Consider the following 12,424-nt stretch of genomic DNA (forward strand, 5'->3'; position numbering starts at 1 on the left):
CGACAGAGTTGCAGCAAAGAGCGAATCGTGATGCCCGACCTTTCCGCCTTTCCGATCACCGCGCGGTGGCCGGCAAAATATCCGAACCGCCTTCAGCTCTATTCGCTGCCGACGCCAAACGGCGTCAAGGTATCGATCGCGCTGGAGGAGATCGGGCTGCCTTACGAAGTGCATCTGGTCGACTTCAACAAAGACGACCAGAAGACGGCGGAATTCCTGTCGCTGAACCCTAACGGCAAAATCCCCGCCATCCTCGATCCGGACGGACCGGGCGGCAAGCCGCTCGGGTTGTTCGAATCCGGTGCGATCCTGGAATATCTCGCTGAGAAAACCGGAAAGCTGCTGCCTGCGGATGCGGCCCGCCGATATGGAACCATCCAATGGGTGCACTTCCAGATGGGTGGGATCGGACCGATGTTTGGTCAGGTCGGCTACTTCCACAAATTCGCCGGCAAAGAGATCGCCGACAAACGGCCGCTTGAGCGCTATGTCGCCGAATCCAGGCGTTTGCTTGCAGTGATGGAGCAGCACCTCGCTAGACGGCAGTGGTTCATGGATGACGACTTCACGATTGCCGATATTTCGATGCTCGGCTGGGTACGCAATTTGATCGGCTTTTACGGCGCGCGCGAACTCGTCGGGTTCGACGGCTTCAAGAGCGTCTCGGCCTGGCTCGATCGCGGCCTTGCGCGCCCTGCCGTGCAACGCGGGCTTGAAATCCCGAAGCGGCCGTGAACGGCAATGGATCTGCAGAAGGCACAGCGCCCCATGCCTGCTTCCGGCATCTCGATGCATCCGCTTGATCATCCCGTCTGGCACGCGCTGACCACGCGGCAGGCCGCGCTGGCCGAAGGCGGCGCGCTGGCGCGGCGCTACCCCTCCGACATCGCGCCGTTCGCGGACATGCCGGAGATATCAGCGCAAAATTTCGCGGCGCTCGCCGCACTGATGTCGCCATCCGATTTTGTCGTGCTGTTCACGCCGGATCCGGTGACCGTTCCGGCGGAGTTCAAAACCCTGCTCGCCAAGACCGGCGAGCAAATGATAGGGATGCCCGCCGAAACCTCAGGCCGCGCCGCCGACATCGTCACGCTCGGCGCCGATGACGTTCCGGCGATGATGGAGCTGACAAAACTCACCAATCCCGGTCCGTTCGCCGCGCGCACCCGCGAATTGGGGACGTTTCTCGGCGTCAAGGTCGGCGGCAGGCTGGTGGCGATGGCGGGCGAACGCATGAAGCCGGCCAATTTCACCGAGATCACGGCGGTCTGCGTCCACCCCGACCATCGCGGCCGCGGTTACGCGCAGATGCTGCTCGGGGCCGTCGCGCGGCAGATTTCGGCGCGCGGCGAAATTCCGTTCCTGCATGTGTTTTCCGATAATGACAGCGCGATTGCGCTGTATCGGCGGCAGGGAATGGAAATCCGGCGCCGCCTGTACGTGACCGTGTTGGGGAGGGCTGATTGAACCGTACGGTTGCCAGCCAGGTCGAGCGAAGCACGAAGCAGAGGTCATCGGCGGCTCGACAAAATGACCGGTGGGAAACCGGATGACAATCTCCAGCGAATCATTTTCGATAGTTGGCGCGGCGCCCACGGATGCACGAATACGTGTGCTTGCCGAAGCTAGGACCGGCGAACATGCCTCAGGCATTTCAAGCGTCGTTGGAGCTTCGCGGCGGGGAGACGCATGTGCTCAGCCGCACCGATGTTCTCAACCGCTATCGGCGCTACAGCGATCTTCGCAAGTCGATCCAGACCGCGGTACTAGATATCATTCCGCATTCGAGGTTTCTTGCCCACGCGAAGCGGATCGGTCTGTCGGACGGCAAGGTTCTTTTTACCGACGATTTTGTCGAACTGACGCTTGCCTTCGATCTCGCGGTTTATACAGCCGAGCCGGGGCGGACGCGCGCCATCGACCGCATGGCCAGAAACCGGCTGACGGCCTCCGCGCCGGAGGAGGCGCTTGTTCTGCGGGGCTTGCAGGCGGCGCGGTTCTCCGTCTTCCGCGTGATCGGTTGCTGCGAGCCGGCCGGCATTCTGTTCGAGGATCTGATGCGCGGCGGCGCCGCAACTATTCTCGATGAGGGGTTGGAACTATCGGCAAAGGACGGCGAGGTTTTCGCGATGAGGGTTGCTCCCATTGAGGAGTTTGCGATCACCTGCGGCGCCGTCGTGCCACTCGACATGGGGACGTCTGACGAGATCATCTTGTTTCTTACTGATGGCGTGCCCAATCCCGAACTCTCCGCCTTGGCCGATGACCGGCGTTTTGCAGCCTCCCTCTACCGACTTGCGATCGAGCTCGGCCTGATGGATTTTGTTGCCTATCGATAGGGTACGTGGATATTCGGTGTCTGGGATGTACCAACTGAATATCAGGGCTGCTGGCGCTTTCGCGGGCGGCCCACGTTCGGCCATCGGCTGTTGGCCGCAAATTCATGTGAGGATAGGCTTTGCCAATTACGATCTACGGCATCAAGAATTGCGACACCATGAAGAAGGCGCGCGCCTGGCTCGACGGCCACGGCGTGCCCTACAGTTTTCATGACTACAAGAGTGAAGGCATCGCCAAGGACAAGCTGAAAGTCTGGAGCGATGAGGTCGGCTGGGAGACCCTGCTCAATCGCGCCGGCACCACCTTCCGCAAATTGCCCGACGGTGACAAGGAGGGCCTCAACGAGCGCAAGGCGCTCGCCTTGATGCTGGCGCAGCCCTCGATGATCAAGCGGCCGGTGCTCGAATTCGGTGGCAAATTGCTGGTCGGTTTCAAGCCGGAAATCTATGAGAAGGAAGTCAAGCCTTCGGGCGCGACGCGGAAACGCTAGAGTGTTTTCGAGCGAAGTGGAGACCAGGTCACGCCAAGACAACGCGTCAAATCAGGAATCTAGAGCTTCCGTTTCGATTCCATCGAAACGGAAAGGGCTCTACTCCAGTTCGACGATATCTTCCGCCGCGCGGATGTGGGTGGAACCGCGAACGATGTCCTGATCGATGATCGCCCTCAGGATGATTTCCGGCACGGCCCGGGGCCGGATTCCCATCAGGTTGCTGACCTTGAAATGGCCCTCGATGCTGATGGCCTTGTAGGATCCGACGATCTGCTCGACGCTGTCGGCACTGCCGAACGGCAGCAGCAGGCGTTCATATTGCACGTCCTTGCCGTCGGGGTCCTGCACCATGGAAATCGAATAGGTCGGCCGCTTGCAGGCAAGACAGGTGCGATACAAGGTGACCACGCGCTCGTAGCGCTCAGGCCCGATCGCGTCGTCGAGGTAGCGGTTGGTCCGCCGCACGGGATCGATGTGCTCGTTGCCATAGGCCTTGGTCAGCGTCGCGCCCTCCTGGGTGATCACGAAGCGCGCGCCGTCGCCACTGCCTTCGACGTCGAATCTCATCATGTCCGGAAGCTCGTCGGCGATGCATTCGGGCTGGTAATCGGCCACACGGGGCAGCGGGTGTGGCCTGACCAACGCACGCAGCCAGGTGTTGAGCAGATCGCGTTGCCGGATCGATCTGACAACCGAGGGATTGGCGCTTTCGAATTGCATTCCAGCGTCAGCCGAATTCGATCAGGTCGCCGGACGGAATGCGGCCGGGGGCGCGGTGGAACAGGTCGCGGTCGATCACGGTGCGGAGTTTCGGCGTCGGCAGCGCGTCGTTGCCTCGCATCAGGTTCCTGATCTCGAAACCGCCGTCTTCGGAAATGGTCTTCAGCGAGGCGATCATGTGGCTGACGCCTTCGCCGTCCGAGAACGGCAGCAGCAGCCGCTCATAGGCGACGATCCGTCCATAGAGGTCGTCGATGTTGGAGATGGTGTAGACGGGCAAAGCGCGCTCGATGCACTTGTAGTAGACCGGCATCACCACGGGCACGAGTCTGGCGCCGAGATATTCATCGAGAAATTTACCCTTGCCGGTGTGGCCGTAGGCATTCGACATCCGCGTGCCGTCGCTCTGGATCGTCAGGCGCGGGGGCAACACGGCGGCATCGACGGTATAATAGACCAGGTCGGGCAACTCGTCGGCGAGACGCGCAGGCAGGTATTCCTCAGGGCGAGGCAATTTCTGCTCGCGGCAGTAGAGCCGCAGCCAGGTGTTCAACAGGTCACGCTGCTTGATCGATTTGACGACCGACGGGTTGGCGCTCTCGAAATCCACCGCTGCGATCCGTTTTCAATACTGCAATAAATCAAACGCCGAACCATCGGCCGGATCGGCAAATATTCTATGAACCGGTAAGATTGCATCTAAACACCGTTAATGGCGGCTTTCCGTCCCCCGGTGCGAAGGGCTGCCGAAAACCTCGCGCAACTACTCAAAAATGCACCCCAAGCAATTGGACTTAGGGCTATTCCGCAGGGGCCGCTCGGCCCGCCGAATGCCCAGCTTTCCACCTTGCGCAAGGCAGCCCGTTGACGGCATATTCCGGCCCGGAGGGGCAGGTCCGGGGGCGCAGTCCAAGCTGCGTCTGAAAGAGAACCTGCCGGTCAGGAAAAATTAGCCATGCGCGGGGGCTTCGCGACAGGGTTGATGGGGGAAATTTGATTGGCTGACGAGTTCATTCTCGAGACCCGCGGATTGACCAAGGAATTCGCGGGGTTTTTCGCTGTTCGCGATGTCGATCTTCGGGTCCGCCGCGGCAGCATTCACGCGCTGATCGGTCCGAACGGGGCCGGCAAGACCACGTGCTTCAACCTGTTGACCAAGTTCCTGACGCCCTCGGCCGGCCAGATCCTGTACAAGGGACAGGACATCTCGGCGACGGCGCCGGCCGACGTGGCGCGCCTTGGCCTGGTGCGCTCATTCCAGATTTCGGCGGTGTTTCCGCATCTGACCGCGCTCGAAAATGTCAGGGTCGCGCTGCAGCGCCAGCACGGGCATTCGTTCGATTTCTGGCGTTCCAAATCGGTGCTCGACCGCTTCAACGGCCGCGCCCTCGAGCTGCTCGACGATGTCGGCTTGAGCGAGTTCGCCAAGACACCGGCGGTCGAAATGCCCTATGGCCGCAAGCGCGCGCTTGAAATCGCGACCACGCTGGCGCTCGACCCGGAAATGATGCTGCTCGACGAGCCGATGGCCGGGATGGGGCACGAGGACATCGACAAGATCGCCGCCCTGATCAAGCGCATCTCGGCCAAATACACCATCCTGATGGTCGAACATAATCTCAACGTCGTGGCCAACCTGTCCGACATCATCACCGTATTGACGCGCGGCCAGGTGCTGGCGGAAGGCAATTATACCGAGTTGACCAAGGACGAGCGCGTCAAGGAAGCCTATCTGGGAGCGGGGCATGGCTGATTTGAAAATGGCCGGCGCCGCGACAATACCGACACCGGCGTCAGGCGCTGCGCCGGTGCTGGCGGTGCAGGACCTGCAGGCCTGGTACGGCGAGTCCCACATCCTTCACGGCGTCAACTTCAACGTGAATGCCGGCGAGGTCGTCACCTTGCTCGGCCGCAACGGCGCCGGCAAGACTACCACGCTGAAGTCGGTAATGGGGATCATCGGCAAGCGCACCGGCTCGGTCCGTTTCGACGGCCAGGAGATCATCCGCGCGTCTTCAGACCGGATCGCGCGCATGGGCATCGCGTTTTGCCCGGAGGAGCGGGGGATTTTCGCCAGCCTCGACGTCCGCGAAAACCTGCTGTTGCCGCCGATCGTGCGCCCCGGCGGCCTGTCGCTGGACCAGATCTTCGATCTCTTCCCCAATCTCAAGGAGCGGCTCAACAGCCAGGGCACCAAATTGTCCGGCGGCGAGCAGCAGATGCTGGCGATTGCGCGAATCCTGCGGACAGGCGCGCGGTTCCTGATGCTGGACGAGCCGACCGAGGGGCTGGCGCCGGTCATCATCCAGCAGATCGGCCACACCATCGCGCGGCTCAAGAAGGAAGGTTTTACGATTCTTCTGGTCGAGCAGAATTTCCGCTTCGCGGCCACCGTGGCCGACCGCTACTACATCGTCGAGCATGGCAAGGTGATCGACGGCTTCGCCAACGCCGATCTGCAGGCCAATATGGACAAACTGCACACCTATCTCGGCGTCTGAAGCCGCAGGAACAGTTCGTTACGAAAGATCCGATCGATGCAAGCTCTCTACGCACAGCTCTTGGTGGGACTGATCAACGGCTCGTTTTACGCGCTGCTCAGTCTCGGGCTCGCCGTGATCTTCGGCATGCTCAACATCATCAATTTCGCCCATGGCGCGGTCTACATGATGGGCGCCTTCGTTGCCTATTTCCTGTTGAACGTAGCGGGCATCGGCTATTGGCCGGCGCTGATCATCGCGCCCATCGTGGTCGGCATCTTCGGCATGATCCTGGAGCGGACCATGCTGCAATGGCTTGCCGGCCTCGATCATCTCTACGGACTGTTGCTCACCTTCGGGCTGGCGCTGATCATTCAGGGCGTATTCCAGAATTACTTCGGCTCGTCCGGTTTGCCTTATTCGATCCCGGACGAACTGAAGGGCGGCATGAATCTCGGCTTCATGTACCTGCCGATCTATCGTGGCTGGGTGGTGATCTTTTCGCTGATCGTCTGTATTGGAACCTGGTATCTGATCGAACGCACCCGGCTCGGAGCCTATCTGCGCGCGGCGACCGAAAACCCGACCCTGGTCCGCGCCTTCGGCATCAACGTGCCGCGCATGATCACCCTGACCTACGGGCTTGGCGTCGGTCTTGCCGCGCTGGCCGGGGTGCTGTCGGCGCCGATCAACCAGGTGCGGCCGCTGATGGGTGAAAATGTCATCATCGTGGTGTTCGCGGTGGTGGTGATCGGCGGCATGGGTTCGATCATGGGATCGATCATCACCGGCTTTGCGCTCGGGGTGATCGAGGGTTTGACGAAATACTTTTATCCGGAGGCTTCCAACACCGTGGTGTTTGTTCTCATGGTGCTGGTGCTGCTGGTGAAGCCTACAGGATTGACAGGACGGGCGGCCTAACATGACGGCGATGACCGACGATTCGATTCCGGTGACCCCACGCGCCATCCACGACGAGATGATCGCGTTCGGTATCATGGCCGCGCTGCTGCTGATAGTGCCGTTGACCGGCATCTATCCATTCTTCGTCATGCAGGCGCTGTGCTTTGCGCTGCTCGCCTGCGCTTTCAACCTCCTGATCGGTTACGGCGGTTTGCTGTCATTCGGCCACGCGATGTTCCTGGGCACAGCCGGTTATTGCACGGCGCACGCGCTGAAAGTGTGGGGGCTGTCGCCCGAACTCGGAATCCTGGTCGGCACCGCCGGCGCCGCGGCGCTGGCCGTGATCACCGGCCTTATAGCAATTCGCCGCCAGGGCATCTATTTCGCGATGATCACGCTGGCGCTGTCGCAGCTTCTGTACTTCATCTACCTGCAGGCGCCGTTTACCCACGGCGAAGACGGCATTCAGGGCATCCCGCAGGGCCGCCTGTTCGGGATTTTCAATCTCTCCAACCCGACCATCCTCTATTACGTCATCCTCGCCGGCTTCCTGTTCGGTTTTCTGGTGATTTTCCGCACCATCAACTCTCCGTTCGGCGAGGTGCTGAAGGCGATACGCGAGAACGAGCCGCGCGCGATATCGCTCGGCTACAAGACGGATCAGTACAAGCTGCTCGCCTTTATCCTGTCGGGAACGCTGGCAGGATTGGCCGGCGCGCTGAAGGTGTTTGTCGCGCAAAATGCGTCGCTGACGGACGTCGAAGTGGGCATGTCAGGGCAAATCGTGCTGATGACGCTGGTCGGCGGTCTCGGCACCGTGTTTGGCCCGGTGGTTGGCGCTTTCATTATTGTCGCCATGCAACAATACCTGTCCGGTCTCGGGCAATGGGTGACGGTGATCCAGGGCACGGTGTTCGTGGTCTGCGTGCTGACGTTCCGCCGCGGCATCATCGGCGAGATCGCGCATTATTTCCGCCGATCGCTCTGAGAGAGCCGGTTTTCGGAACATTTTCGGCCTATAAAGCGGTGGATGACCGGGTTCCATGACACGGCTGGCTACCCGCTTGGCCGGCAAAATGTTCTATGACAGTTATGTGAAAGGCCGGGCTTGCCCGGCCTTTTCCATCAATTTGGGACATCTTCCGATGCTGCGTTGGTTTCGCGCGTTTCTACCCAGAGAGGAGCGGTTTTTCGAGCTGTTCGCCCGGCACTCCCAGACCTGCGTGCAGGGCGCGCTCGCCTTGCAGGGCATGTTGCGCGGTGGCGCGGAAACCCCGGTCTACTGCCAGCGCGTCAACCAGTTCGAAAACGACGCCGACAACATCACCCGCGAGGTACTGACCGCGGTGCGCCGCACCTTCATCACCCCGTTCGACCGCGGCGACATCAAGAACCTGATCACCGCGATGGATGATGCCATCGACCAGATGCAGCAGACCGCCAAGGCCGTGATCCTGTTCGAGGTTCGCACCTTCGAGCCGCCGATGCGCGAAATGGGGACGCTGCTCGTGGAATGCGCCAATCTGGTCGACCGCGCGCTGCCGCTGCTGCAGTCGATCGGCGACAATGTCGCTATGCTGACAGCGATCACCGAGGAACTGACCAAGCTCGAAGGCAGGGTCGACGATCTCCACGACATCGGGCTGAAGGAACTGTTCCTCAAGCACCGTAATGCCAACACCATGGATTTCATCGTCGGCGCCGAGATCTACGACCATCTCGAGAAAGTCGCCGACCGTTTCGACGACGTCGCCAATGAGATCAACAGCATCGTGATCGAACAGGTATAGGGCAGGGCCATCAATTGGACGCCGCGATTGGTCTTCCTATCCTGGTCGGATTGATTGCGGTCGCGCTGCTGTTCGACTTCCTCAACGGATTGCACGACGCCGCCAACTCGATCGCGACCATCGTCTCCACCCGGGTACTGCGGCCGCATTACGCGGTGTTCTGGGCGGCGTTCTTCAATTTCGTCGCCTTCACGGTGTTCGGGCTCAACGTCGCCCGCACCATCGGCACCGGCATCGTCGAACCCAGCGTGATCGACACGCAGGTGATTTTTGCGGCTCTCATCGGCGCTATCGTCTGGAACCTGATCACGTGGGCGCTGGGTATCCCGTCCTCCAGTTCGCACGCCTTGATCGGAGGACTGGTCGGCGGCGGCATGGCCAAGGCCGGACTTTCGGCGGCGGTCTGGAGCGGGCTTTCCAAGACCCTGGTCGCAATCGTGCTGTCGCCGGTGGTGGGATTCCTGCTGGCGATGGTGCTGGTCGCGATCGTGTCCTGGGCCTCGGTGCGCTCCACGCCGTTCGCGGTCGACCGCGCCTTCCGCATCCTGCAATTCGCCTCGGCGTCGCTGTATTCGCTCGGCCATGGCGGCAACGACGCGCAGAAGACCATGGGCATTATCGCGGTGCTGCTGTATTCGCAGGGCCAGCTTGGCACCGAGTTCCTCGTCCCCTTCTGGGTCGTGCTGGCGTGCCAGGCGGCGATGGCGCTGGGCACCCTGATGGGCGGCTGGCGGATCGTCCGCACCATGGGCCTGCGGATTACCAAGCTGACGCCGATGCAGGGATTTTGCGCCGAGACCGGCGGAGCCGCGACCTTGTTCATGGCGACTTTTCTCGGCGTTCCCGTCTCGACCACCCATACCATCACCGGCGCCATCGTCGGCGTCGGCGCGGCGCGGCGGGTCTCGGCGGTGCGCTGGAACGTGGCAAGTTCGATCGTCTATGCCTGGATCATCACCATTCCGGCTTCCGCCGGCGTCGCCGCGCTGGCGTATTGGGGGGTGAAGCTGCTGCATTTCCACTGATTGGAACCTGGCCGCGCAATCCCTATATGGAAGCTGCGGATTCCCTTGATCCAACCCGGTTTCCCTGCCAAACGCTCGATTCATGTCCGACCTCGCCATTGCCGCCGCCGAATCGCCGTCCCGCACGCCGCTTGCCGCCGAAGTCGCGCGGCGGCGGACCTTTGCCATCATCTCCCATCCCGACGCCGGCAAGACCACGCTGACCGAAAAACTGCTGCTGTTCGGCGGCGCCATCAATCTCGCGGGCCAAGTCAAGGCCAAGGGCGAGCGGCGCAACACCCGTTCCGACTGGATGAAGATCGAACGCGAGCGCGGCATCTCCGTCGTCACCTCGGTCATGACCTTCGAGTTCGAAGGGCTGGTGTTCAACCTCCTGGACACGCCGGGCCACGAGGACTTTTCAGAAGACACCTACCGCACGCTGACCGCGGTCGATTCCGCCGTCATGGTGATCGACGCCGCCAAGGGCATCGAGGCGCGGACGCGAAAGCTGTTCGAGGTCTGCCGCCTGCGCGACATTCCCATCATCACCTTCATCAACAAGATGGACCGCGAGAGCCGCGACACCTTCGATCTGCTCGATGAAATCGAAAAGACGCTGGCGCTCGACACCACCCCGATGACCTGGCCGGTCGGCCGCGGCCGAGATTTCCTCGGCACCTACGATCTCGCCACCGGCGGCGTGCGGCTGCTGGAAGGCGGCGGCGCCAAGACCGGCGCGGCGCTCAAGATCGACATCGCCGATCTCGCCGGCCGCAACGCCAATCTCGACGTCGGCGAGATCAGGGAAGAACTCGCGCTGGTGTCGGAAGCCTGCAAGCCGTTCGAGCTCGAGGCGTTCCGCGAAGGCCATCTGACCCCGGTCTATTTCGGCAGCGCGCTGCGCAATTTCGGCGTCGGCGATCTGCTGGAGGGGTTGGGGCGTTTCGCGCCGGAGCCGCGCGCGCAGGAAAGCAATTTGCGCAAGGTCGAGGCGTCGGAGCCGCGCATGAGCGCCTTCGTCTTCAAGATACAGGCCAATATGGATCCGAACCATCGCGACCGCATCGCCTTTGCGCGGCTGTGCTCGGGCAAACTCACGCGAGGCATGAAGGCAAAGCTGGTGCGCACCGGCAAGAACATGTCGCTGTCCAGTCCGCAATTCTTCTTCGCCCAGGATCGCGCGCTGGCGGATGAGGCCTTTGCCGGCGATGTCGTCGGCATTCCCAACCACGGTACGCTGCGGATCGGCGATACGCTCACCGAAGGCGAGGACCTCACCTTCGTCGGCGTTCCCTCGTTCGCGCCGGAAATCGTCCGCCGCGTCCGCCTGACCGACGCGATGAAGGCCAAGAAGTTGAAAGAGGCCTTGCAGCAGATGTCGGAAGAGGGCGTCGTGCAGGTGTTCCGTCCGCGCGACGGCGCCCCGGCGCTGGTCGGCGTGGTCGGCCCGCTGCAGCTCGATGTGCTGAAGGCGCGGCTCGATGCCGAATATTCGCTGCCGGTGGAATTCGAGGTCTCCGAATTCCAGCTGGCGCGCTGGATCTCGTGCGACGACCGCAAGAAGCTGGAGGCCTTCATCGCCGCCAACGGCTCCGGTGTCGCCGACGATGTCGACGGCGATCCGGTATTCCTGGCCAAGAACGAATTTTACTTGGGCTACACCAAGGAACGCGCCGAAGGCATCGTCTTCTCCAGCGTCAAGGACGTGAAGAAGAAGGCGTGAGGGGCAAGGCGCACGGCGCCCGCGCCGCAAGCCGCTTGCATCGCTTGTCGTCCCCGCGAAGGCGGGGACCCAGTACGCCGCGGCCTCTCGTTTCCATCAGTGACGCCGCGGAATACTGGGTCGCCCGGTCAAGCCGGGCGATGACACCGATAGCTGTGGCGATGCGCCTGCAGAATTGTCGGCTATGAACGCAGGGTTGTGAACGGCGCCGGCCTTGATCCCGCCCGCAAAGCACATCATTTCGGTGACGCACCCGGGTTGAACTGCTTCGAGGAGCCTGCGTCATGGTTCGGCGCGTCGTTATTTGCCTGATGATAGCGTTTGCCGGAATGATCGTTGCCGGCAGCGCCGACGCGCGGCCGCGCCACATCGATGCCACGCCGTTTGCGCACGCGCCCTGCAGCGTCTTGAGCGGCCGGCCCTGCACGCCCTACACCTGCAGCGTGTTCAACCGCGGCCCCTGCATTCCCGAAATCGATTATCCCTATGGCGAAAATCTTCAGCTCACGGTCCAAACCGTGCCGCCGCAGGACGATAAGGCGCAATACCAAAAACCCGACCATGATCTCGACACCATCGGCGACCTCTTTGCGGCGCTGCGCTCCTGCTGGTCGCCGCCGCCGGCCGATTCAGCCCGCGAGAACATGCAGATGACGGTGCGCTTCAGTTTTAACCGGTCGGGGGCGATGATCGGCGCTCCGCGCATGACTTATGCCACCGCGGGAGCTCCTGCTGACGTGCGCGCGGCCTATCTCAAGGCCATCAACGCCTCGCTCAACGCCTGCGCGCCGCTGAAATTTTCCGACGGACTCGGCGGTGCGCTGGCCGGGCGGCCGATCGCGATCCGCTATGTCGATAATCGCAATTTGGGCACGCAGCAGGGCGCGAAGTGACGCGCGTGTGACCCCCGCGCAATGCTAGCGCATTGCAGGCTGCGCCTCTAAAGTGATACCCGAAAGTGATACCCG

At 61.9% G+C, this 12,424-nt stretch carries 14 protein-coding genes; 12 read left to right on the forward strand and 2 right to left on the reverse strand.

The annotated features are described in order from the left end of the window. Positions 1 to 30: 30 nt before the first annotated feature. The 4 genes from B5525_RS28460 (at position 31) to B5525_RS28475 (ending at position 2,830) form a co-directional block, all read left to right on the forward strand. Positions 31 to 735, forward strand: a complete 705-nt coding sequence (locus B5525_RS28460) for a glutathione S-transferase family protein (protein ID WP_079568976.1) — start codon at positions 31 to 33, stop codon at positions 733 to 735. A 6-nt stretch (positions 736 to 741) separates the two neighbouring features. After that, positions 742 to 1,467, forward strand: a complete 726-nt coding sequence (locus B5525_RS28465; protein WP_244567616.1) for a GNAT family N-acetyltransferase — start codon at positions 742 to 744, stop codon at positions 1,465 to 1,467. Positions 1,468 to 1,640: 173 nt separating this feature from the next. Then, positions 1,641 to 2,339 (forward strand): hypothetical protein, encoded by a 699-nt coding sequence (locus B5525_RS28470; RefSeq protein WP_154073486.1) that lies wholly within the window; start codon positions 1,641 to 1,643, stop codon positions 2,337 to 2,339. A 119-nt stretch (positions 2,340 to 2,458) separates the two neighbouring features. Further along, positions 2,459 to 2,830 carry an ArsC family reductase gene (locus B5525_RS28475; protein WP_079568978.1) on the forward strand — a complete coding sequence of 124 codons (372 nt, stop codon included), beginning with the start codon at positions 2,459 to 2,461 and terminating at the stop codon, positions 2,828 to 2,830. Positions 2,831 to 2,929: 99 nt separating this feature from the next. Here B5525_RS28475 and B5525_RS28480 read toward each other — a convergent pair whose 3' ends face one another. Together B5525_RS28480 and B5525_RS28485 are read right to left on the reverse strand one after the other, a co-directional pair. Next, complete coding sequence (locus tag B5525_RS28480) at positions 2,930 to 3,553, reverse strand: hypothetical protein (protein ID WP_079568979.1); 624 nt, start codon at positions 3,551 to 3,553, stop codon at positions 2,930 to 2,932. Positions 3,554 to 3,560: 7 nt separating this feature from the next. Continuing rightward, positions 3,561 to 4,163 carry a hypothetical protein gene (locus tag B5525_RS28485; protein WP_079568980.1) on the reverse strand — a complete coding sequence of 201 codons (603 nt, stop codon included), beginning with the start codon at positions 4,161 to 4,163 and terminating at the stop codon, positions 3,561 to 3,563. Between the two features lie 387 nt (positions 4,164 to 4,550). Here B5525_RS28485 and B5525_RS28490 point away from each other — a divergent pair, with 387 nt between their 5' ends. The 8 genes from B5525_RS28490 to B5525_RS28525 all read left to right on the forward strand — a co-directional run bounded on the left by B5525_RS28490 (position 4,551) and on the right by B5525_RS28525 (position 12,349). Beyond that, positions 4,551 to 5,306, forward strand: a complete 756-nt coding sequence (locus tag B5525_RS28490) for an ABC transporter ATP-binding protein (RefSeq protein WP_079568981.1) — start codon at positions 4,551 to 4,553, stop codon at positions 5,304 to 5,306. Positions 5,307 to 5,313: 7 nt separating this feature from the next. Continuing rightward, positions 5,314 to 6,054, forward strand: a complete 741-nt coding sequence (locus B5525_RS28495) for an ABC transporter ATP-binding protein (RefSeq protein ID WP_079573894.1) — start codon at positions 5,314 to 5,316, stop codon at positions 6,052 to 6,054. A 36-nt stretch (positions 6,055 to 6,090) separates the two neighbouring features. Continuing rightward, positions 6,091 to 6,954: a branched-chain amino acid ABC transporter permease gene (locus B5525_RS28500; protein ID WP_079568982.1), complete on the forward strand. Its 864-nt coding sequence runs from the start codon at positions 6,091 to 6,093 to the stop codon at positions 6,952 to 6,954. 1 nt (position 6,955) lies between these two features. Then, positions 6,956 to 7,924 (forward strand): branched-chain amino acid ABC transporter permease, encoded by a 969-nt coding sequence (locus B5525_RS28505; RefSeq protein ID WP_079568983.1) that lies wholly within the window; start codon positions 6,956 to 6,958, stop codon positions 7,922 to 7,924. Positions 7,925 to 8,081: 157 nt separating this feature from the next. After that, positions 8,082 to 8,726: a DUF47 domain-containing protein gene (locus tag B5525_RS28510; protein ID WP_079573896.1), complete on the forward strand. Its 645-nt coding sequence runs from the start codon at positions 8,082 to 8,084 to the stop codon at positions 8,724 to 8,726. 14 nt (positions 8,727 to 8,740) lie between these two features. Next, the gene (locus B5525_RS28515) at positions 8,741 to 9,751 is read left to right on the forward strand and encodes an inorganic phosphate transporter (RefSeq protein WP_079568984.1); all 1,011 of its coding nucleotides are present in this window, start codon (positions 8,741 to 8,743) and stop codon (positions 9,749 to 9,751) included. A gap of 82 nt (positions 9,752 to 9,833) precedes the next feature. Further along, positions 9,834 to 11,456 (forward strand): peptide chain release factor 3, encoded by a 1,623-nt coding sequence (locus tag B5525_RS28520; RefSeq protein ID WP_079568985.1) that lies wholly within the window; start codon positions 9,834 to 9,836, stop codon positions 11,454 to 11,456. 284 nt (positions 11,457 to 11,740) lie between these two features. Then, positions 11,741 to 12,349 carry a hypothetical protein gene (locus B5525_RS28525; protein ID WP_079568986.1) on the forward strand — a complete coding sequence of 203 codons (609 nt, stop codon included), beginning with the start codon at positions 11,741 to 11,743 and terminating at the stop codon, positions 12,347 to 12,349. Positions 12,350 to 12,424: the final 75 nt, after the last annotated feature.

Origin of the sequence: Bradyrhizobium erythrophlei (genome assembly GCF_900129505.1) — a bacterium.
In the GTDB taxonomy this organism is placed as follows: domain Bacteria; phylum Pseudomonadota; class Alphaproteobacteria; order Rhizobiales; family Xanthobacteraceae; genus Bradyrhizobium; species Bradyrhizobium erythrophlei_D.